Genomic DNA, 21,544 nt, shown 5'->3' with positions numbered 1-21,544 from the left:
CCCGGAGGCCCGCAGGGCCCCGCAGCGGCCCCCGGAGGGCCCTGGAGGGGCCGGGACGCGCGGAAGGCCCCGTCCGGCCGCCTCCTGCGCGGGAGGGGCCGGACGGGGCCTTCACGGCGTACGCGGTCCGGTCAGTCGCCCGGGCGCTTGGTGGGCCGCCAGACGACCAGCGCGCTGCCCGGCACCGGCGGCTGGTACGGGACCAGGTCGCGGCGGTACGAGGCGTGCACCTGGGCCTCGCGGGCCTGGAGGGCGGCGGCCGCCCCGTCCACGGCCGCGGACAGCTCGGCGACGCGCTGCTGGAGCGCGGCCACCTGGTTCTCCAGTTCGATGATCCGCTTGATGCCCGCCAGGTTGATGCCCTCGTCCTGGGACAGCTGCTGCACCGTGCGGAGCAGTTCGATGTCCCTGGCCGAATACCGCCGGCCGCGGCCGGCCGTCCGGTCCGGGGAGACCAGGCCGAGGCGGTCGTACTGGCGCAGGGTCTGCGGATGCAGGCCCGAGAGCTGGGCGGCCACCGAGATCACGTAGACCGGGGTCTCGTCGGTGAGCTGGTACGCCCCCTCGCCGAAGCGGGGCTGTCGTCGGCGGCCGTCCATGTCATGCTCCCTTCGCGGACTCGAACAGGAGGGCGCGCGGGTCCTCGGACCCGGTCGCGTCCCGGTACATCTCCAGTGCCTCGCGGGCCTTGTCGGACAGCTCCGCCGGAACCGAGACCTCCACCGTGACGAGCAGGTCGCCTCGGGTGCCGTCCTTGCGGACCGCGCCCTTGCCCCGGGCCCGCATGGTGCGGCCGCCGGGGGTGCCCGGGGGCAGCTTCAGGGTGACCGCGGGCCCGCCGAGGGTCGGCACCTTGATGTCGGCGCCCAGGGCGGCCTCCGCGAAGGTCACCGGGACCGTCACCGTGAGGTTGTCGCCCTTGCGGCCGAACACCGGGTGCGTACCGACGTGGACCACCACGTACAGGTCGCCCGCCGGGCCGCCGCGCTCGCCCGGCGCGCCCTTGCCGCGCAGCCGGATCCGCTGGCCGTCGGAGACGCCCGCCGGGATCCGGACCTGCATGGTGCGGGAGCTGCGGGCGCGCCCGCTGCCCTTGCAGACCTCGCAGGGGTTCTCCGCGATCAGGCCGCGGCCCTTGCAGTCCGCGCAGGGGTCGGTCAGCGAGAAGCCGCCGCCGCTGCCCCGCGAGACCTGGCCGGTGCCGACGCAGGTCGGGCACACCCGGGGGGTGCCGTTCTTGTCGCCGGTGCCGGAACAGGCCTTGCAGGGGGCCTGCGAGGACATCCGCAGCGGGACGGTCGCGCCGTCGACGGCCTCCGTGAAGGAGAGCGTGACCTCCGACTCGACGTCCTGACCGCGGCGCGGCTGGGTGCGGGTGCCCGCACCGGCGCCGGCGCCGCGGTTGAACAGGCCGCCGAAGACGTCGCCGAGGCCGCCGCCGAAGCCGCCCTGGCCGCCCTGCTGCGTACCGCCGAACAGGTCGCCCAGGTCGAAGTTGAACGAGCCGCCGCCCGGGCCGGGGCGGAAGCCGCCGTTCCCGAACAGCGCGCGGGCCTCGTCGTACTCCTTGCGCTTCTTGGCGTCGCCGAGGACGTCGTTCGCCTCGGAGATCTCCTTGAAGCGCTCCTCCGCCGAGGCGTCGCCCTTGTTGGCGTCCGGGTGGAACTCGCGGGCGAGCTTCCGGTACGCCTTCTTGATCTCCGCCTCGGTGGCGTCCTTCGGGACACCGAGGACCTTGTAGTAGTCCTTCTCGACGAAGTCCTTCGTGCTCATCCCCGGTGTCCCTCCTCTCGGATCCCTACATGGTGTGCGTCAGCCCTTGTCGGGGGCATCCGTGTCCTTGTCGGACGGCGTGTCGCCGTCACCGGACTCGGACTTCGCGGCGGGCGCCGCGCCCGGCTGGGGCTCGGCCACCGCGACCCGCGCGGGACGGATCGTACGCTCGCCGATCCGGTACCCCGGCTGCAGGATCGCCACGCAGGTCGTCTCGGTGACGTCCGGCGCGTACGAGTGCATCAGGGCCTCGTGGATCGTCGGGTCGAAGGGCTCGCCCTCCTTGCCGAACTGCTGCAGCCCCATCTTGGCGGCGGCGGTCTCCAGCGACTCGGCCACCGACTTGAAGCCGCCGACCAGCTCGCCGTGCTCCCGCGCCCGGCCGATGTCGTCCAGGGTCGGGAGGAGCTCCGTCAGCAGGCTCGCGACCGCGATCTCCTTGACGGCGACCCGGTCCCGCTCCACGCGGCGACGGTAGTTCTGGTACTCGGCCTGAAGCCGCTGGAGGTCCGCGGTGCGCTCGCCGAGCGCGGTACGGGCCTGGTCCAGCTGGGCCAGCAGGGCCACATCCTGAGCCGCGTCCCCGGCCGGGGCCGCCTCGTCCTCCTTCTTGGAGGAGTCGGCGGCCTTCGGCTCCGCGTCGTCGCCGGCGCCGGTGGGGACTTCAGGCTTCTCGTCGAAACCCGGGGTCTCCTCCGACATCAGGCAGCGCCGCCCTTCGGCTTCTCGTCGTCGACGATCTCGGCGTCGACGACGTCGTCGTCGGCCTTCGCCTGGCCCGCGTCACCCGCGCCGCCGGCGGCCTGGGCGGCCTGGGCGTCGGCGTAGATGGCCTGGCCGAGCTTCTGGCTCACCGCGGCGAGCTTCTCGGTCGCGGTGCGGATCTCGGCGGTGTCCTCGCCCTTGAGCTTGTCCTTCAGCTCGGTGACGGCCGTCTCGACCTCGGTCTTGACCTCGGCCGGGACCTTCTCCGCGTTGTCCGCGAGGAACTTCTCCGTCTGGTAGACGAGCTGCTCGCCCTGGTTGCGGGACTCGGCCGCCTCCTTGCGGCGCAGGTCCTCCTCCGCGTACTGCTCGGCCTCCTGGCGCATGCGGTCGACCTCGTCCTTGCCGAGCGAGGAGCCGCCGGTGACGGTCATCTTCTGCTCCTTGCCCGTGCCAAGGTCCTTGGCCGTGACGTGCATGATGCCGTTGGCGTCGATGTCGAAGGAGACCTCGATCTGCGGGACGCCGCGCGGGGCCGGCGGCAGGCCCGTCAGCTCGAACATGCCGAGCTTCTTGTTGTACGCCGCGATCTCGCGCTCGCCCTGGTAGACCTGGATCTGCACGGACGGCTGGTTGTCCTCGGCCGTCGTGAAGATCTCCGACCGCTTGGTCGGGATGGTCGTGTTGCGCTCGATGAGCTTGGTCATGATGCCGCCCTTGGTCTCGATGCCGAGGGACAGCGGGGTCACGTCGAGGAGCAGGACGTCCTTGACCTCACCCTTGAGGACACCGGCCTGGAGGGTGGCGCCGATGGCGACGACCTCGTCCGGGTTGACGCCCTTGTTGGCGTCCTGACCGCCGGTGAGCTCCTTGACGAGCTCGGCGACGGCCGGCATGCGGGTGGAGCCGCCGACCAGGACCACGTGGTCGATCTCGGACAGCGCGATGCCGGCGTCCTTGATGACGTTGTGGAACGGGGTCTTGCAGCGGTCGAGCAGGTCCGCGGTGAGCTGCTGGAACTGCGAGCGCGTGAGCTTCTCGTCCAGGTGCAGCGGGCCCTCGGCGGAGGCCGTGATGTACGGCAGGTTGATCGTGGTCTCCGTGGAGGAGGACAGCTCGATCTTCGCCTTCTCGGCGGCCTCGCGCAGGCGCTGGAGCGCCATCTTGTCCTTGGACAGGTCGACGCCGTGGCCGTTGGCGAACTGCTTCACCAGGTAGTCGACGACGCGCTGGTCCCAGTCGTCGCCGCCGAGGTGGTTGTCACCGTTGGTGGCCTTGACCTCGACGACGCCGTCGCCGATCTCCAGGAGCGACACGTCGAAGGTGCCGCCACCGAGGTCGAAGACGAGAATGGTCTGGTCGTCCTTGTCGAGACCGTAGGCCAGGGCGGCGGCCGTCGGCTCGTTGACGATGCGCAGGACGTTCAGACCGGCGATCTCGCCGGCCTCCTTCGTCGCCTGGCGCTCGGAGTCGTTGAAGTACGCCGGGACGGTGATGACCGCGTCCGTGACCTTCTCGCCCAGGTACGCCTCGGCGTCGCGCTTCAGCTTCTGCAGGATGAAGGCGCTCATCTGCTGCGGGTTGAAGTCCTTGCCATCCAGGTTGATCTTCCAGTCAGTGCCCATGTGGCGCTTGACGGAGCGGATGGTCCGGTCAACGTTCGTGACCGCCTGGCGCTTGGCCACCTCGCCGACGAGGACCTCGCCGTTCTTGGCGAAGGCGACGACGGACGGCGTGGTCCTGGCACCCTCGGCGTTGGTGATGACGGTGGGCTCTCCGCCTTCGAGAACGCTGACGACGGAGTTAGTGGTGCCCAGGTCGATGCCGACCGCACGTGCCATTTCGATTCCTCCAGCTGACTTGAGTGGAACGGACTCAAGAATGCCGCAACGCCGCCACGGCGTCAACAGAGGTGAGTCGAGGGGGCTCAACCTTTAGGCGGCCCTTACGCTCAGGGCCGCACCCCGGGCCGCACCCCGGCCCGGATCGGGCGCTCCGCGCCCGCAGCCCGCCGGCCGGGCCGGGTTCACGGCGCGGCACCCGAACGGGTTCCCGGCACGAGGCGCGGCCGCGCGGCGCCCCGCCCTCGGGGCAGGCGTCCGGCAGCGTGCCGGACATGCCCCTCCTGCCAACCCACCCCGCCCGACCGGGGCCACGGTGCCGGACCAGGACCGGGACCGGACTCCGCATCCGGGTCCGGCTCCCGCTCCGGCCCCGGCTCCGGCCCCGGCCCCGGCTCCGGATGCCGGCACGATGGCCGGCCCGGCCGCCCGCCAAGCGGGTCTTCGACCTCGTCGGCGCGGCGGTCCTGCTGCCCCTGTGCGCCGGCCCGGCGCTCCTGGCGGCCGCCGCGCTGTACGGGGCCACCCGCGCGCGCGTCCTCGTACGCGAGCCCGCGCTCGGGCTCGGCGGCCGGCCGATCGGCGTCTGGCGGCTGCGCACCGAGGGCGCGGGGCGGACGGGGGCGCTGGTCCGGCGGTGCGCGCTGGAGGGGCTGCCGCAGCTGCTGGGCGTGGTGCGCGGGGAGATGTCCCTGGTCGGGCCGCGCCCGGAGTCTCGTACGGACCACCCCGAAAGGCTGCTCGTACGTCCCGGAATGACCGGATTGTGGCAGGTCAGCGTGCGTTCCGACCTCCCCTGGGAGGAAGAGGCCCTGCTGGACCGGCACTATGTGGAGAGCCATTGGCTGGGGATGGATCTCGCGATCCTCGCGCAGACCCCTCGGGCGGCCTACCGACAGAGGCATGCCTGAGCGACACAGATCACCGCACGCTCACCTACAGTGCGGCGCGGGAACTGGGTAACCTCAAGCCTTGACTCAATAAGTTACCGCTTAGTAAGTCCCGCCCGAGGAGCCCTCCCATGCAACTCGCCGCGATCATCGTGTCGCTGGTCCTGACCGTGGTCGGCGTCGCGCTGATCGCCCGAGCCGTGGCGCAGATCTACCGGTTCGTGAAGCTCGGCCAACCGCTACCGGCGGGCAGCCGCACGGACCGCCCGAAGGACCGAACGATCACCCTGGTCAGGGAGTTCCTCGGCCACACCCGGATGAACCGCTGGGGCATCGTCGGCTTCGCCCACTGGTTCGTCGCGATCGGCTTCCTGACGCTGCCGCCGACCCTGGTGCAGGCCTTCGGCCAGCTCTTCCAGGCGGACTGGCTGCTGCCGATCGTCGGCGACTTCCTGCCCTTCGAGCTCTACACCGAGTTCATCGGCGTGATGACCGTCGTCGGCATCGTCGTCCTGATGGTGATCCGCCTGCTCAACCTCCCCTCGCGGGCCGGTCGCAAGTCGCGGTTCGCCGGCTCGAAGGCCTGGCAGGCGTACTTCGTCGAGTACGTCATCCTCACCATCGGCCTCGCGATCCTGGCCCTGCGCGGCCTTGAGGGCGCGATCCACGGCGTCGAGTCGTACGAGCCGGCGTACTTCGCCTCGTACCCGCTGGTGCTGGCCTTCAAGGGGCTCTCCTACAGCGGCATCCAGAACGCCATCTACTTCACCGCGATGGTGAAGATCAGCGTCTCCTTCATCTGGATGATCACGGTCTCGCTCAACACCAACATGGGTGTGGCGTGGCACCGCTTCCTCGGCTTCCCGAACATCTGGTTCAAGCGCAACGCCGACGGTTCGACGGCGCTCGGCGCCCTCCAGCCGATGACCTCGGGCGGCAAGGAGATCGACTTCGAGGAGCCGGGCGAGGACGACGTTTTCGGCGTCTCCCAGGTCGAGCAGTTCTCCTGGAAGGGCATCCTCGACTTCTCCACCTGCACCGAGTGCGGCCGCTGCCAGTCGCAGTGCCCCGCGTGGAACACCGGCAAGCCGCTGTCCCCGAAGCTCCTGATCATGTCGCTGCGCGACCACGCGCACGCCAAGGCCCCGTACCTGCTCGCGGGCGGCGGCAAGACGATGGAGGGCGAGGAGAAGGCGACCGCCGAGCAGCTCGCCGGCGTCCCCGCGGCCGCCCTGGCGGAGGCCGAGCGCCCGCTGATCGGCACCGTCGAGGAAAACGGCGTCATCGACCCGGACGTGCTGTGGTCCTGCACCACCTGCGGCGCGTGCGTGGAGCAGTGCCCGGTCGACATCGAGCACATCGACCACATCGTCGACATGCGCCGCTACCAGGTGATGATCGAGAGCGCGTTCCCGTCGGAGGCGGGCACGATGCTCAAGAACCTGGAGAAGAAGGGCAACCCCTGGGGCCTGGCCAAGAAGCAGCGCGTCGAGTGGACGAAGGAGGTCGACTTCGAGGTCCCGATCATCGGGAAGGACGCGGAGGACCTCTCGGAGTTCGACTACCTGTACTGGGTCGGCTGCGCGGGCGCCCTGGAGGACCGGGCGAAGAAGACCACGAAGGCCTTCGCGGAGCTGCTGAACATCGCGGGCGTCAAGTTCGCGATCATGGGCGGCGACGAGAAGTGCACCGGTGACTCGCCGCGCCGCCTGGGCAACGAGCCGCTGTTCCAGCAGCTGGGCCAGGAGAACGTCGCGATGCTGAACATGGCGTTCGGCGAGGACGACGACGACCCGTCGACGAAGAAGCCGAAGTCGGCGAAGCGGATCGTCTCCACCTGCCCGCACTGCTTCAACACCATCGCGAACGAGTACCCGCAGCTGGGCGGCGAGTACGAGGTCATCCACCACACGCAGCTGCTCCAGCACCTGATCGACGAGGGCCGGCTGACGCCGGTGACGCCGGTCGAGGGCCTGATCACGTACCACGACCCGTGCTACCTGGGCCGTCACAACAAGGTCTACACGCCGCCGCGCGAGATCATGTCCGCCGTGCCGGGCCTGCGCCAGCAGGAGATGCACCGCCACAAGGAGCGGGGCTTCTGCTGTGGCGCGGGTGGCGCGCGGATGTGGATGGAGGAGCGGATCGGCAAGCGCATCAACAACGAGCGCGTCGACGAGGCCCTCTCGCTCAACCCGGACATCGTGTCGACGGCGTGCCCGTTCTGCCTGGTGATGCTGACCGACTCGGTGAACGGCAAGAAGAACGACGGGCAGGCGAAGGAGTCCGTCCAGGTCGTGGACGTGGCGCAGCTGCTGCTGGAGTCGGTGAAGGCCCCGGAGCCGACGGAGGAGGAGCTGGCGGCCCTGGCGGCGGAAGCCGAAGCCGCCGAGGCCGCCGAGGCCGCTGCCGCGGCGGAGGCCGAGGCGAAGGCGGCTGCGGAGGCGAAGGCGAAGGCGGCTGCGGAGGCGGAGGCGAAGGCCAAGGCGGAGGCGGAAGCCAAGGCGAAGGCCGAGGCGGCTGCCGCTGCGGAGGCGAAGGCCAAGGAGGAAGCCGAGGCGAAGGCGAAGGCCGAAGCCGAGGCGGAGACCGAGGACGCCGCCGAGTCCGACGCGAAGGCGGAGGCCGAAGCCGAGGCCAAGGCAGAGGCCGAGGACGCTACCGAGCCCGACGCGAAGGCGGAGGCCGAAGCCGAGGCCAAGGCAAAGACCGAGGACGCTACCGAGCCCGACGCGAAGGCGGAGGCCGAAGCCGAGGCCAAGGCCGATGACGCCGACGCCGCGAAGGCCGAGTCCGCGGCCGAGACGGCCACCACGGACGAGCCGAAGGCGGAGTCCGAGGCCGAGGGCGACGCCGAGGAAGAGCCGGCCGCGGAAGCCGCCGCTGACGCGGAGTCCGGGTCGACGGACCCGAAGGCCCCCGAGGCCGAGGCCAAGGCTGAGGACGACTCCAAGGCCGAGGACGAGGCAGTCGAGCCGAAGGCGGATGCCCCGGCCGAGTCCGAGGCCAAGCCCGAAGCCGGGACCGAGGCGAAGGACGACGCCGAGCCCGAGGCTGACGCCAAGGACGACGCCAAGCCCGAGGCTGCCAAGTAGCCGCAGGCCCGTCACCATCGAGGAACGGCCGGTCCCCGTGCGGGGGACCGGCCGTTCTCGTGGGTCCGGGCCGTCCGGGCCGTCCGGCGTCAGCCGTCGGTGCGGTTCCGGCGGAGCATCGCGAAGCCGAGGCCCGCCGCGCCCGTCGCGGCCATGCCGCCACCGGCGGCGAGCAGCAGCGGGGTGTCGGTGGTCTGCGGGTCGGAGACGCCCTCGGCGCCGGCGTTCACGCCGCCCTTCGGGACGACCCGCTCCCCCTTCGCCCCGGCCGTCGCGTCCGTCTTCACGTCCACCTTCTTCACCGGCTTCTCCGGCTTCTCCGCCCGGTACTTCTCGATCAGCTTGCCGGTGGCGAAGTCGTACACCCAGCTGTCCCCTCCCCCCTTGCCGTCGATGACGACGAACTTCACGCGCTTCCCGTCCTGGACGAGCTTGTACGTCCAGCCGTCGTTCACCGCGCTCGGGTTCTTCAGGTCGATCGTGCCGAGGTGGTGGCCGTTCGGCATGGAGATCTCGGCGCGCTTGCCCTTCGGGCCGTCGACCAGCTTCGCGATCCGCCCGTCCGGCATCGTGATCCGCACCGAGGTCTCCTTCCTGACCTGCGGCTTCGGCTGCGGCTTCGGCTTCGGCTTCGGCTTCTCGACAGGCTTGCGCGATCCCCCTTCGACCCACGAGGTCACGGTGCCGTCCGGCCGGAGGACCACGTGCAGGCCGTTGTTCTGCCCGTACGCCGGCCTGCCGTTCTTGCTGACCAGGGTGTCCAGCTTCGTCTTCCCGGCGTAGACGTCCGCCTCGAAGTGGTCGTCACCGAGCTTGTAGACCTTCGCGACCGTCCCGTCGGCCAGCTTCACGCTGGTGACGTACGTCCGGCTCTTCGCGGTCCGCTGGGCGGGCCGGTCCGCCGGCCGCTCCACCGGCGGCTTCACGCTCGGCTTCACCGACGGGTCCACCGACGGGTCCACCGACGGCTGCTCGATCCCGGGCAGCACCTCGGGCTGCGGCGCCGTCGGCGAGTCCGCGAAGGCGGAGCCGACGGGCAGCGCCAGCACGGCGGCGGCGCCGGTGAGGACTGCGGCGGTACGAAGGGTGGTGCTGCGGCGGGTGCGGCGCATGTCTCGACATCCGTTCTGGTTCGTTGCTCCGTGGCGGTGACACTCACGAAGCTACGGATCCGATACGTACGCATTCCGTCGGCTACGTAACGAACCAGAACACAACCTGACGCAACCGTGTAAATCACCCCTCCCCCATTCCCCCTAGGGGATGTCACAGGTCAGCCGCAAAGGGTGCCTGTTCCGGTGGCCCGGCCACGGGCGCCCGGCGGAGCAGGTACTTTCGATCACGTGGCTGGATTCAGGATCGGACGCGGCAGGGACGACAACCACCCTCCGCAGCAACCCCCGCACACCCCGCGGCAGCAGCCGTACGGTCAGCAGCAGCAAGCGCCGCAGGCACCGTACGGCCATCAGCCGTACCCGCCCGCCGGGCCGCCGCCGCAGCAGCACTGGCCGGCCCAGGGCGCCGCGGGCGACCACGGCGAGCCGGAGTACTTCGACCCGTACGGCCAGGGCGGCCACGGGGGCCACGGCGGCGGCCAGTACGCGCAGCCGCAGCACCCGCAGCCGCCGCAGACCCCGTACGCGGGCCCGCAGGGGTCCTCGTACGCGAACGACCCGGGGTACACCCAGGCCTTCTCGGTCGGCGAGGACCCGTACGGCCAGGGCGCGAGCTACCAGGCCGGCGCCGCCCCCGCGGCCCCCGCCGGGCCGCGGCTGCACTGGAAGGACCTGCTGCGCGGCATCGTGATGCGGCCCGGGCCGACCTTCCTCCAGATGCGCGACTACGCCGTCTGGGGTCCCGCGCTCACCGTGACCTTCATCTACGGCATGCTCGCGGTCTTCGGCTTCGACAAGGCCCGCGAGGACGCCATCAAGGCGACCCTCACCCAGGTGATCCCGATCACCCTCAGCGCCGGTGTGGCCTTCGTCCTCTGCGGCCTGATCCTCGGTGCGGTCACCCACACCCTGGCCCGCCAGCTGGGCGGCGACGGGGCGTGGCAGCCGACCGTGGGCCTGTCGATGCTGGTCATGTCCATCACGGACGCGCCGCGGCTGCTGGTGGCGGTGTTCCTGGGCGGCGACAACATGTTCGTGCAGGTGCTGGGCTGGGTGACCTGGCTGGCGGCCGGCGCGCTCTTCACCTCGATGGTCGGCAAGTCGCACGACCTGCCCTGGCAGAAGGCGCTGGGCGCGTCCGCCATCCAGCTGGTGGCCCTGCTGTCGATGATCAAGCTGGGCACGCTCTAGACGCGACACGCACGCGACTCGCGACACGAAGAACGGGAAGGGCCCGCCGCGCTTGGTGCGCGGCGGGCCCTTCCCGTCGTCCGTACGCCCTGCTCAGGCGTCGAGTACCTGGCCCTCGCGCTTGACCACGGGCGGCTGGACCGACCACGGGAACTCGATCCAGTCGTCGGTGCGCTTCCACACGTACTCGCACTGCACGAGCGAGTGGGACTTCTCGTAGATCACGGCCGAGCGCACCTCGGCGACGTGGCCGAGGCAGAAGTCGTGGACGAGCTTGAGCGTCTTCCCGGTGTCGGCCACGTCATCGGCGATGAGGACCTTCTTGTCGGTGAAGTCGATCGCCTCGGGCACGGGTGCCAGCATGACCGGCATCTCCAGCGTGGTGCCCACACCGGTGTAGAACTCCACGTTCACCAGGTGGATGTTCTTGCAGTCGAGCGCGTACGCCAGACCGCCGGCGACGAACACGCCGCCACGGGCGATGCTCAGGATGATGTCGGGCTCGTAGCCGTCGTCGGCGATGGTCTGCGCCAGCTCGCGGACGGCGCGGCCGAACCCCTCGTAGGAAAGGTTCTCGCGTACTGCGTCAGTCATGCCTCGTGCCTCACCTGGGTGCGGTGGAAGTTCTGGAAGGAGCGCGAGGCGGTCGGCCCGCGCTGCCCCTGGTACCTGGAGCCGTACCGCTCACTGCCGTACGGGAACTCCGCGGGCGAGCTGAGCCGGAACATGCACAGCTGCCCGATCTTCATGCCCGGCCAGAGCTTGATCGGAAGGGTGGCCAGGTTCGACAGCTCCAGGGTCACGTGCCCCGAGAACCCGGGGTCGATGAACCCGGCCGTCGAATGCGTCACCAGACCCAGACGCCCCAGGCTGGACTTCCCCTCCAGCCTGGAGGCGATGTCCTCGGGCAGCGAGATGACCTCGTACGTCGAGGCGAGCACGAACTCACCCGGATGCAGGATGAAGGCCTCGTCGCCCTCGGGCTCGACCATGCGGGTCAGGTCGGGCTGCTCGATGGCGGGGTCGATGTGCGCGTAGCGGTGGTTCTCGAAGACCCGGAAGAACCGGTCGAGACGCACATCGATGCTGGAGGGCTGCACCATCGACTCGTCGAACGGGTCAATGCGAACCCGTCCGCTGTCGATCTCGGCCCGGATGTCTTTGTCGGAGAGAAGCACGTCCCGAGGATACGCAGAGCGCGCGGGCCACCCCCAATCGAGAAGGGGGCCCCGCGCGCCGGTCCTGCCGTACCGCTTACCGCCGTCCTAGCGCTTGACGCCGCCGACGGGCACCGCGTGCCTCAGCCGCGCGCACCGCGGACACCGCAGCAGCCGCCCGGGTCCGATCCGGCCGGCACCGAGGTGCTGCAACGGGAACGAAGCGGTGTTGAAAACATGCCCTTCGGCACAACGGACGACTGTGTGCTCCATCGAGTCCCTTTCCCCAACGAGCCGTACTGCGATGAATCGCCACATTAGGGGATGAACGGGACCCCGCTCCAGCCGCCGCTCCGCACCCCCACGGTACGCCCCAACTCCCGCCCCCACGAACCCTCCTGCACCCCGGAAACGAGAACGCCCCCGGGGGAGAATTCACCGGGGGTCGATCATGGGGTACAGTGTGCAACGGTAGGGATCCAGGCAGCTGGACCTCTGTGCGGATGTAGTTTAATGGTAGAACATGAGCTTCCCAAGCTTATAGCGCGGGTTCGATTCCCGTCATCCGCTCTTGAAAGAAGGCCCAGGTCAGCGACCTGGGCCTTCTTCGTTGTCTAGACCTCTCGGCCCTCGCCGTGCCCTCCGCGTGCCCCAGCTCCCGTGAATGCCCTGCCCGGAGGCTGCTTGGCGCACCACATCGCCAGGTCGGCACCTCGAATCACGAGAGGCACCTCAAGTGAACCGCGCACCATCCGGCACGGATACGCCAATTCGCCGACCTGAACGCAGCAGCCAACCGTCACCGCAGGAGCACCGGCTGCTACACCGAACCCAAAGGCGCGCCCACCACACGAAGCCCGTCTCCGCCAGGCAGTGAGGGCCGCCGACGCGCTCCGGGCCGCCGACGGCGACACCACACCCGCCCTCGTCCAAGGCGTTGCCCCCCCCCGAGGGAAACCTGCCTGAGCTCATCGCACCCCAGGCATCATGACGATAATAGTGCTACGCTCATTAGCATCATGCTGCTGAGACTGGACACCACGGACAGTCGCCCTCTCCATGAACAGGTGGCGGGGGCGATCCGGCGCGCCATTGCAGAGGGTGAGTGCGCGCCGGGGGACCGGCTGCCTCCGGCCCGGGATCTTTCCCAGGCGCTCGGGGTGAACGCCAACACGGTCCTGCGCGGGCTGCGGGCTCTGCGAGACGAGGGGGTGCTGGAGTTCCGGCGGGGTCGCGGGGTCACCGTCACCGAGGGCGCAGGCCAGCGGTCCGAACTGCTGAGCAGGACTCGGCAGTTGGTGGCCGATGCCGCGCGCCTCGGATACAGCAAGAACGATCTCATTGAAATGATCAGGGGGCTTTCGTGACTGACCGTACGAAGCGGACGAATGCCACGCGCTGGGGAGCGGCGGCCTGGGCGGCGGGCGTACTGGCTGTGCTGGCGGGACTTCCACCGGCCGCGAGCAGCCGGCTGCCGAAGCGCCTTGCCACGCATTGGGGCGATGGGGCTCCCGACGGTTCGATGCCCTTGTGGGCGGCGGCCGTGTTCCCGGCGCTGATCTGGGCCGTTCTGGCGCTTTCCATCGCCATAGCGGGCCAGCGCGGAGGCGCACCCGCACGGGCGTGGATCGGAGTGTCCCTGCTGTCCGGCGGTGTGTTCCTGGCCGGCGCCCAGGCTTCGATCGTCCGAGCCAATCTGGACCGAACCGACTGGCGGGACGCCGGTTCAGTGGGTGTGGGGATGGCCATCACGGCGGCGGTCGCGGTCGTGGCCGGTGCGCTCGGGTGGTTCGCCGGCCGGCGCGCGGCACTCCCGGTCCAAGCCCAGCAGGACGGGAGCGGCGGGGTGATGGAGATTCCCGAGGGCGAGCGCCGCGTCTGGCTCTCCCGGACCACGAACCCCTGGCTCCACCTGACCGCCGCCCTCACCGGCCTCGTGGCGGCAGCCGCCGTACTCGCGGCCGCGGGCGGTCTGATTGGCCTGCAGTGGGCGCTCATCGCCCCGTTCGCGATCGCTTCGGTGCTCGTACTGTTCTGCGCATCGGTGCAGGCTCGGGTGACCGAGTCCGGGCTGGAGGTGGCCTTCGGTCCGCTCGGCTGGCCGGTGCGCCGCTGGCCGGCCCAGAACATTATTTCGGCGCGTGCCGAGACGCGGACCCCGGCACAGGTCGGTGGGTGGGGCTACCGGCTCAGCGGCCTGGGCACCACGGTGATGCTCAGGGCCGGCGAGTGCCTGGTCATCCGCCCGGCCAAGGGCACGGAGTTTGCCGTGAGCGTCGATGACGCCGAACGCGGCGCCGCACTGCTCAACGCACTTTCGACCCGACACGCCAGCTAACCCATTAAGCCATTCTGGCGAAATTCATTCGTCAGAATCGCCCTGATTTGACGCCCCCTCGGACACCCCGAGTCAAGCATCTCCGCCACTACTGGCCGGAAAGAAGCAAAAAATCACCGGAAGACATCTTTCCACTTAGATCGCCTGTGAGTGCGGTCATATTTGCTCGACTCATGATCATTCCCTATGCGAATATCGCGAAGGCAGTTCACGCATCGGGGGGCGAGTGACCAAAAGCCTGTCCGCTCCCTGATGTTCTTCTAACGAGGGGAATGAAGTTGAACATCAAGCAGCGCGGCATCCTGGTGGTCGCGGGCGTTACGGCAGCGGCCCTTTGCGTGGCCGCAGCCCCGTCGGCGATGGCCGACGCGGGCACCAAGCCCGTCGCCGCCGTCTCCGTCGCGTCGCCGGCCTCGGCCAAGGCCGATGGCGAGAAGGTCTTCCGGGGCCTGTTCTTCGGCCAGGGTGAGGTCGGCAGCAACCTGTCGAAGCTCGACCTGTTCGCGGAGGCCCGCCAGCACGTCGACAACGAGGACCTCGACGAGGTGCGGGCTTCGAACGCTGTCATCGACCTGATCAACAAGCGGTCCCCCGCCTTCTTCGCGGAGCTCAGCGCGAAGACCCGCAGCGGCGACCCCCGCCAGGTCGAGAAGGCCGTCACGGACGCCCAGAACATGCTGATGGCAGTGGCACAGAAGGACGACAAGGCCACTCCCGTCGAGAACGGCCAGCTGTGCGGCGTCACCGTCGCGGTCGGCGCCGCGGTCGTCCATATCGCCGCCGTCGTGACCGCGGCAGGCGCCGTGGTGACGGTCACCGTCGCGGTGGGAGCGAACTTCGTCAAGGGCAAGAACTGGTTCTGGAGCCCGCAGCCCACCACCGGTGACGGCACCCCGCTGTCGAAGGACGAGGCCGTCGCCCAGGTGACGAAGGCGCTCAAGGCCGCCTAAGCGAAAGGGGGCGGAGAGGCTGCAGACTCTCCGCCCCCGACGCTGCGTTCCCGTCCCAGCGGCAGAGGACCCTCCCCTCCATCATGAACAGCAAAATCCGGACGGCCTGTACCGCATTCACCCGCAGCGGTAATGGCGCCGTCTCCGTATCCCTCAAATCGGTCGTCATCGTGTGCGCCATCTGGTCGGTGATCGTGCTCTATTCAGTGCAAGAGCAGGTCCCGAAAAACGTCATCACATTGCCAGCGCAAAACAAGGTGAAGCATGCGGTAGTTAATATCGCACCACAAGGCTGGGCTTTCTTCACCAAGTCCCCGCGCGATCCCGAGGTCGTCCCCTACAAGAAGACGCCCGAAGGCTGGCAGGCACTCTCCCTCACCCCGCACGCCTCTCCACACAATGCCTTCGGGCTCAACCGCGAATCACGCGCTCAGGGCATCGAAATCGCCATGCTGCTCGGGGCCGCCCAGAAGTCGGACTGGCGTGACTGCACCGACAGCGGGCCGACCTGCCTGTCCAGCTCCGGTGACGCCGCCCGCCGGTTGGAGAACAGCTCCCCCGACCCCACACTGTGCGGAACCGTCGGCCTGCTGCAGGAACGCCCCACGCCCTACGCGTGGCGAGACCTCGTGCCCGAGACCCACTCCACCGAACGCGTCATGGTGCTCGAGGTGACCTGCTGATGCGAAAGCGCACCGTCACCCTCCCCTGGGCCGCCGGCTACGGCCTGGCCCGCACCCTCTTGGCGCTCGGCACCCTGGGCACGCTCGCCTTCAGCGACAGCGCGACCCTCTTCCGGGAAGTCTCCACTGTCGGCCAGTACCCGCTGTGCCGGGGCGTCACCGGAGCAGGAGCCTTCTGCCTGGTGTCCCCCGACCATTTCGAGACGATGCGCTGGGTGTGCTGCCTCGTCCTCGTCATCGCAGCCAGCGGCTGGCGCCCCCGGTTCACTGCCATCCCCCACGCCTACGTCGCGTTCAGCGTGTTCACCGGCATCTCCATCCCCGATGGCGGAGACCAGATCACCTGGATCCTCGCCCTGATCCTCGTCCTGGTGGCCATCGGCGACCCACGACGCTGGCACTGGCAGCCACAGCCGTCCGAACCCACGGAGAACCGCCGCCCAACCCTGGCTCTGATCGGGGTCAGCGCGATCACCGTGGCCCGTATCCAGATGTCCGTCGTCTACTTCCAGTCCTGCGTGGCCAAACTGCCCCACGCCGAATGGGCAGACGGCAGTGCCCTGTACTACTGGATCAACAACTACGCCTTCGGAGCCCCGGACTGGCTCCGCCCCGCCCTGAACGCCGTGGTGGACAACCCCCTCGGCGTCGCCGCGCTCACATGGGGCCCCCTCGTACTGGAGATCGTTCTCGCCGCTGCGCTCCTGCTGCCGCAGAAGGTGCGGTGGGCCCTCCTGCCTGCAGGCATCCTCTTCCACCTCGGCATCGCCGTCGTCATGGGCCTGTGGAGCTTCGCCTTCGCCATGTGGGCCGGCCTGCTGCTGCTCCTCGCCCCCTACGGACACGACCCCCGTCTCACACGGTTGTGGCGCAAGCGTGCACAGCCCGCCGAGCCTGAACACCCGGCCGTCGAGACACCTGTGAACGAGCCCGTCCACGTCTGACCGACGGCCCACGTACAAACCTGCCGAACACTCCACGGAAGGACCGCTGCCCATGCACTCCAGCACCCGGAAGACCCTCACTGTCGCCCTCGGCTCGGCCGCCGCGATCCTTCTGGCCGCGTCCCCGTCCTCCGCCGCCGGACTGCCGTGGTCAGTCGACCACACCACCGCCACCGCCAGCGGCACCCGATGGCTCGAAAAGGGCAGCGGCATCCTCACCTCGACGCTCGCCGTCGAGGGCGAGCTGAGGAACACCGGACCCGGGTGCTACTCCCTGTGGTCCATGACGATCCACGACTTCGCCCCCCTGCCCGCCCGCAAGATCGCCACGCAGTGCGGCCCTGGTACCAAGCCCGTCAGCTTCAAGACCCACTACGCTCCCACCACCACCAGCAGTGTCTACGTCTGCAAGGGCGAGGTCGCCCAAGACTGCGGCCAGCAGGTCTCCGTCACCACCTGGCCCATCCAGAAGCCGACCTCACCGACCACCGCCGCCAAGTAGCCGGCAACACCCACGGGCGGGGTCGCAGACAGACTCCTCAGCCCCAACAGCTCCTCAAGGCAACAGCCGTCGTACGACCAAGTGCCCACACCAGCCGACGGCGCAGACGGTACTGGCGCTGACGCCAGTACCGTCTGCGCCTGAAGCGCGCCGATCCGGACAGACACCCAAGCCTGCACCGAGGAGTGAACGGCATGTCTCCGGACGCGGTAATCGTCGGCACTGGCCCCAATGGGCTGGCCGCCGGCGTCACCTTGGCGCGCGCAGGGCTCTCCGTCGGACTGTACGAAGCACGCGACACCGTCGGAGGAGGCCTGCGCACCGAGGCCCTCTTCGACAGCGACATCGCGCACGACATCTGCGCCACCGTCCACCCGATGGCCCTGGCCTCCCCCTTCTTCCGCGAGTTCGACCTCACCGAACGGGGGGTGCAGATGCTGCACGCCCCGGCCAGCTACGCCCACCCCCTGCCCCACGGAGCCGCAGGCATCGCCTACCGCGACCTCGACGCCACGTGCGCCGGTCTGGGAATCGACGGTCGGCGCTGGCGCAGCCTCATGCAGCCCCTCCTTGACCACTCCGACGGCGTTGTCAGCCTCCTGCTGTCCGGTCACCGCGCCCCTCTCCGGGACCCGATCGCACCGCTGCTTCTGGCGCGGGGCGTCCTCAACCACGGCACGCGCCTGTCCCCAGCGCAGTTCACGACGCAGGAGGCACGCGCCTTGCTCACCGGCGTTGCCGCGCACGCCGTCGGCAGGCTCCCCTCACTCGCCTCCGCTGCGGTCGCCATACTGCTGGGCCACCTGGCGCACGGGAGCGGATGGCCGGTCGTCGGCGGCGGCAGCGCACGCATCGCTGACGCCCTGGCCGCGGAAATCACGGCGCGCGGGGGAACGTTCCACACCGGCCACCTGGTCTCCGACTTGGCCGAGCTTCCCCGGTCCACAGCCGTCCTCCTGGACGTCAGCCCCAAGACACTCGCCCGCATCACAGCAGGCCGCCTACCCACCACCTATGAGCGCGCGCTCACCCGCTACCGGTACGGTCCCGGCGCTGCCAAGGCGGACTTTCTCGTCACCGAGCCCATCCCCTGGACCAACAGCAGCGTCGGCCAAGCCACCACCGTCCATCTCGGCGGCACTCAGGCCCACATGTTCCGCAGCGAGACCGCCACGGCGGCCGGCATCCTCGCCGACGAACCGTTCGTCCTCGTCGTCGACCCCGCCATCGCCGACCCGGGAAGGGCGCGTCCCGACAAGCGTCCGATATGGGCATACGCCCACGTCCCCAACGGCGACACCACCGATCCGGTCGAGCTGATCAGCGCACGCATCGAGCAATACGCCCCCGGGTTCCGTGACACCGTCATCGCAAGCAGAGGGATCCCAGCCGCAGGGTACGAGACCTACAACCCGAACTACGTGGGCGGAGACATCGGCACCGGCGCCATGACCATCCGCCAGTCCCTTCTACGGCCCGCTCCGCGCCTCACCCCCTACCGAGTCCCCATCCCCGGCGTGTACCTGTGCTCCGCCGCAACACCACCCGGACCCGGCGTGCACGGAATGTCCGGCTACTACGCCGCCCGCGCGGTGCTGCGGCGCGAATTCGGCATCCACGTACCGCCTCCGCTCAGCCCCCACCCGTATCGCAGCCGATCAAGGTCGGCTCGGAGCTCAGCGCCGTGCACGCACCCGACCTCGCACGAGGGGGGCGTGCCATAACGTGCCAGTAGGGGCGGTAAGCAGCGGTCAACAAGGGTGACACCGAAGGAGCCGGAACGGCATCGTCAGCGGGCATTTTCGCAGGTCAGCGACTAGGCACTTACCCGAGTACCGAGTGATTCCCAGGCTTATAGCGCGGGTTCGATTCCCGTCATCCGCTCTTGAAAGAAGGCCCAGGTCAGCGACCTGGGCCTTCATCGTCGTCCAGACCAATTCAGGTGCCGCGCACCACCGCACCACTTGCCCCCGGGCGGCCCTTCGCGGCCTTTGCCGCACCGCTTGAACCATGGCGTCCAGCCCGCCAGCGACCTCCTTCTGCCGCCCATGAACGAAGGGCAGGTCAGTGCTCTGCTCCTTCGTCGTGCGTATCGTTGCCGCAGCCTTGGCGAGGGAGCCGACCGCACAAGGCCAGAAGGGGGCGGCATGCGGGACACCGTGGCACCAGGGGCGACGGACAGGCTTGAGGAGTACCGGGGGGAACTGACCGGGTACTGCTACCGGATGCTCGGCGCATATGCCGAGGCCGAGGACGCCGTGCAGGAGACCATGGTCCGGGCCTGGCGGAACGTCGGGCGGTTCGAGGGACGTTCGTCGTTGCGGTCGTGGATCTACCGCATCGCCACCAACGTCTGTCTCGACGCCCTGGCCGCAGGCAGGCGGCGGGCTCTGCCCATGGACCTCTCAGCGCCTTCGTCCGGAGCCTCGTCCCCAGGCGCCCCGGAGGACGCCACCGTATGGGTCGGGCCCTGCCCCGGCGGAAACCCCGAGGACGCGGCGACGGCGGGCGAATCGGTGCGGCTGGCGTTCGTCGCCGCGCTCCAGCACCTGCCGCCCAAGCAGCGAGCCACGCTGATCCTCCGGGACGTGCTGAGCTTCTCGGCCCGCGAGGTCGCCGAGCTGCACGGCTCGACCGTCGCCTCCGTCAACAGCGCTCTGCAGCGGGCCCGTGCCACGCTCGCCGCACATCGCGGCCCCTTCGACGACCCTGGTACCCGGCCGGCGGACGCCGTCCGCCGGATGCTGGCGGAGCGGTATGCCATGGCTTTCTCCCGCTACGACATGGAGGAGTTGAACATGCTGCTCCACGTCGACGCCACGCTGTGCCTGCCCCCGTACGCGAAGTGGATGCGTGGGATCCCCGACATCCAGGCGTGGCTGACCGGACCCGCCGTCGACTGCCGCGGTTCCCGCCTGATCCCGACCATGGCGAACGGCACCCCTGCCTTCGGCCAGTACCGGCCCAGCCCCGACGGGACGGGCTACGAGCCCTGGGCACTCCAGGTCATCGAGTTCTCCGGCCACCACATCACCGGCATCAACGCCTTCCGCGAAACCGAGCGCCTGTTCCCGCTGTTCGGCCTGCCCGCACGCATCGGCCCGGACGCCGCCACGCCCCCGGCCCGACCCACCGCCTGAGGGACCTGTATGACCTGGTCAGAGCACACCGTCATCCGTGAGAGTGTCCGCATTTCCTGCCATGACTGGGGCGGATCAGGAGCACCTGTCGTCCTGCTGCACGGGCTGGCCGGCCACGCGGGCGAATGGGACACCATTGCCCGGGACCTGAGCCCCCACTACCGGGTCATCGCCGTCGACCAGCGCGGTCATGGCGCCAGCGAGCGCCGCCCGCAGGACGTGTCCCGGGCGGCGTACGTCGCAGATGTCGTCGCCATACTCGAACAGCTCGGCCTCCGGCAACCCGTCCTGGTGGGCCAGTCACTGGGCGGCCACACGGCCATGCTCGCCGCTGCCGCGCACTCTGAGCTCTTCCGCGGGCTGGTCCTGGTGGAGGCCGGTCCGGGCGGGCCGAACCGTGACGTGCGAGCAGAGATCTCAGGGTGGCTCGATTCCTGGCCCAGACCGTTCGCGTCACGGGACGATGCCGTCGAATTCCTCGGCGGCGGTCCGGTCGGCGAGGGCTGGGCGGCCGGCCTGATGGAACGCGACGGCGGCTGGTGGCCCCGCTTCGACCGCGATGTGATGGTCGAGTCGCTCGCGGAGATCGCCCAGCGGTCCTTCTGGAACGAGTGGTCGAGCGTGACCTGTCCGACCCTGGCTGTCCTCGGCCAGTCCGGCATCATCCCGCCCGGGGAGATCGACGAGATGCTCCGGCGGCGGCCGGAGGCCGTGGCCTTGAGCGTCCCCGGGACGGGACACGACGTTCATCTGGAGCGGCCGGACGTCCTGCGGCACCTACTCCATGGGTTCCTCGGAGAAGTCACGTGATCTGCCGTCAGCCGAACGACGGGGACGCATTTCCCTTCACTGACCGCTGTTCTCGGCGAGGGTGTGGGCGACGAGTGCGTTGGCGTGGCCGTGGCCCAGGCCGTGCTCGGACTTGAGCCAGTTCACCAGCTCCATGTGCTTGGTGAGCGGGGAGGTGCGGATGAGGTCCTTCCATTCGGCGATCGGACGGCCGTACTCCTTCTCGATGGAGGGGAAGTAGCTGACAGGACCCTTCACGGCGTCGGTCATGGGTGCCCCCGTTTCGTAGCGTAATGATCTTGGTGATGTCGATGACGCCTGCGGGAGGGGCGGTCGGCTAGATGAATGAGTCCGATGTTGGTGCTGGTCGCGACCATGGCGAAGGGCGCCCGTTGGTCAGTGTGTGAAGACAAACCTGGACGCCCTTCTGG

20 protein-coding genes and 1 tRNA gene are annotated in these 21,544 nt (G+C 69.5%); 13 read left to right on the top strand and 8 right to left on the bottom strand.

Annotated features, from left to right (window positions below):
- Positions 1–131: 131 nt before the first annotated feature.
- From AC069X_RS33600 to dnaK, 4 genes are read right to left on the bottom strand one after another with little or no spacing between them, the layout of a single operon-like run.
- Positions 132–599 (bottom strand): heat shock protein transcriptional repressor HspR, encoded by a 468-nt coding sequence (locus tag AC069X_RS33600; protein ID WP_125813228.1) that lies wholly within the window; start codon positions 597–599, stop codon positions 132–134.
- Between the two features lies 1 nt (position 600).
- Entirely contained in the window at positions 601–1,773 is a 1,173-nt protein-coding gene (gene dnaJ, locus AC069X_RS33595) for a molecular chaperone DnaJ (protein ID WP_478734680.1), read from the bottom strand.
- 39 nt (positions 1,774–1,812) lie between these two features.
- Positions 1,813–2,475, bottom strand: coding sequence for a nucleotide exchange factor GrpE (gene grpE / locus AC069X_RS33590; protein WP_478734678.1), 663 nt, complete (start codon positions 2,473–2,475; stop codon positions 1,813–1,815).
- Positions 2,475–4,319, bottom strand: coding sequence for a molecular chaperone DnaK (gene dnaK / locus AC069X_RS33585; RefSeq protein ID WP_007265038.1), 1,845 nt, complete (start codon positions 4,317–4,319; stop codon positions 2,475–2,477). The genes grpE and dnaK overlap by 1 nt, the downstream gene beginning before the upstream one ends.
- 401 nt (positions 4,320–4,720) lie before the next feature.
- On the opposite strand from dnaK, the gene AC069X_RS33580 reads away from it, so the two are divergent.
- Complete coding sequence (locus tag AC069X_RS33580) at positions 4,721–5,230, top strand: sugar transferase (protein WP_478734676.1); 510 nt, start codon at positions 4,721–4,723, stop codon at positions 5,228–5,230.
- Between the two features lie 110 nt (positions 5,231–5,340).
- The gene (locus tag AC069X_RS33575; protein ID WP_478734675.1) at positions 5,341–8,304 is read left to right on the top strand and encodes a heterodisulfide reductase-related iron-sulfur binding cluster; all 2,964 of its coding nucleotides are present in this window, start codon (positions 5,341–5,343) and stop codon (positions 8,302–8,304) included.
- A gap of 89 nt (positions 8,305–8,393) precedes the next feature.
- Here AC069X_RS33575 and AC069X_RS33570 read toward each other — a convergent pair whose 3' ends face one another.
- Positions 8,394–9,416: a hypothetical protein gene (locus AC069X_RS33570; protein ID WP_478734674.1), complete on the bottom strand. Its 1,023-nt coding sequence runs from the start codon at positions 9,414–9,416 to the stop codon at positions 8,394–8,396.
- Positions 9,417–9,647: 231 nt separating this feature from the next.
- Here AC069X_RS33570 and AC069X_RS33565 point away from each other — a divergent pair, with 231 nt between their 5' ends.
- Positions 9,648–10,610: a Yip1 family protein gene (locus tag AC069X_RS33565; RefSeq protein ID WP_478734673.1), complete on the top strand. Its 963-nt coding sequence runs from the start codon at positions 9,648–9,650 to the stop codon at positions 10,608–10,610.
- A 93-nt stretch (positions 10,611–10,703) separates the two neighbouring features.
- Here the strand turns inward: AC069X_RS33565 and AC069X_RS33560 are convergent, their stop codons facing one another.
- Both AC069X_RS33560 and dcd read right to left on the bottom strand, forming a co-directional pair.
- Positions 10,704–11,204: a phosphoribosyltransferase gene (locus AC069X_RS33560; RefSeq protein WP_478734672.1), complete on the bottom strand. Its 501-nt coding sequence runs from the start codon at positions 11,202–11,204 to the stop codon at positions 10,704–10,706.
- On the bottom strand, positions 11,201–11,788 hold the full coding sequence (dcd, locus tag AC069X_RS33555) for a dCTP deaminase (RefSeq protein WP_007265045.1): 588 nt from the start codon (positions 11,786–11,788) through the stop codon (positions 11,201–11,203). Before dcd ends, AC069X_RS33560 begins: the two co-directional genes overlap by 4 nt.
- 478 nt (positions 11,789–12,266) lie before the next feature.
- Here dcd and AC069X_RS33550 point away from each other — a divergent pair.
- The 10 genes from AC069X_RS33550 to AC069X_RS33505 all read left to right on the top strand — a co-directional run bounded on the left by AC069X_RS33550 (position 12,267) and on the right by AC069X_RS33505 (position 21,134).
- Positions 12,267–12,337 (top strand) — tRNA-Gly (locus tag AC069X_RS33550).
- Positions 12,338–12,786: 449 nt separating this feature from the next.
- The gene (locus tag AC069X_RS33545) at positions 12,787–13,134 is read left to right on the top strand and encodes a GntR family transcriptional regulator (RefSeq protein ID WP_478734671.1); all 348 of its coding nucleotides are present in this window, start codon (positions 12,787–12,789) and stop codon (positions 13,132–13,134) included.
- The gene (locus tag AC069X_RS33540; RefSeq protein ID WP_478734669.1) at positions 13,131–14,105 is read left to right on the top strand and encodes a DUF1648 domain-containing protein; all 975 of its coding nucleotides are present in this window, start codon (positions 13,131–13,133) and stop codon (positions 14,103–14,105) included. The genes AC069X_RS33545 and AC069X_RS33540 overlap by 4 nt, the downstream gene beginning before the upstream one ends.
- Positions 14,106–14,377: 272 nt before the next feature.
- Entirely contained in the window at positions 14,378–15,055 is a 678-nt protein-coding gene (locus AC069X_RS33535) for a sporulation delaying protein family toxin (protein WP_478734667.1), read from the top strand.
- 83 nt (positions 15,056–15,138) lie between these two features.
- Positions 15,139–15,738, top strand: coding sequence for an SdpA family antimicrobial peptide system protein (locus AC069X_RS33530; RefSeq protein ID WP_478734665.1), 600 nt, complete (start codon positions 15,139–15,141; stop codon positions 15,736–15,738).
- Entirely contained in the window at positions 15,738–16,682 is a 945-nt protein-coding gene (locus tag AC069X_RS33525) for a sporulation-delaying protein SdpB family protein (RefSeq protein WP_478734663.1), read from the top strand. The genes AC069X_RS33530 and AC069X_RS33525 overlap by 1 nt, the downstream gene beginning before the upstream one ends.
- A 52-nt stretch (positions 16,683–16,734) precedes the next feature.
- Positions 16,735–17,184: a hypothetical protein gene (locus AC069X_RS33520; RefSeq protein WP_478734661.1), complete on the top strand. Its 450-nt coding sequence runs from the start codon at positions 16,735–16,737 to the stop codon at positions 17,182–17,184.
- A 194-nt stretch (positions 17,185–17,378) separates the two neighbouring features.
- On the top strand, positions 17,379–18,908 hold the full coding sequence (locus tag AC069X_RS33515; RefSeq protein ID WP_478734659.1) for a phytoene desaturase family protein: 1,530 nt from the start codon (positions 17,379–17,381) through the stop codon (positions 18,906–18,908).
- A gap of 423 nt (positions 18,909–19,331) precedes the next feature.
- Positions 19,332–20,324, top strand: coding sequence for a sigma-70 family RNA polymerase sigma factor (locus AC069X_RS33510; RefSeq protein ID WP_478734657.1), 993 nt, complete (start codon positions 19,332–19,334; stop codon positions 20,322–20,324).
- A 9-nt stretch (positions 20,325–20,333) separates the two neighbouring features.
- Positions 20,334–21,134 (top strand): alpha/beta fold hydrolase, encoded by an 801-nt coding sequence (locus tag AC069X_RS33505; RefSeq protein ID WP_478734656.1) that lies wholly within the window; start codon positions 20,334–20,336, stop codon positions 21,132–21,134.
- A gap of 36 nt (positions 21,135–21,170) precedes the next feature.
- On the opposite strand, the gene AC069X_RS33500 is transcribed toward AC069X_RS33505, so the two are convergent.
- Complete coding sequence (locus AC069X_RS33500; protein ID WP_478734654.1) at positions 21,171–21,383, bottom strand: DUF4287 domain-containing protein; 213 nt, start codon at positions 21,381–21,383, stop codon at positions 21,171–21,173.
- Between the last annotated feature and the right edge of the window lie 161 nt (positions 21,384–21,544).

The organism is Streptomyces sp. NPDC043896, assembly GCF_056435605.1.
Note: the sequence above shows the minus strand (reverse complement) of the source record. Positions and strands in the feature narration are given on the sequence as shown.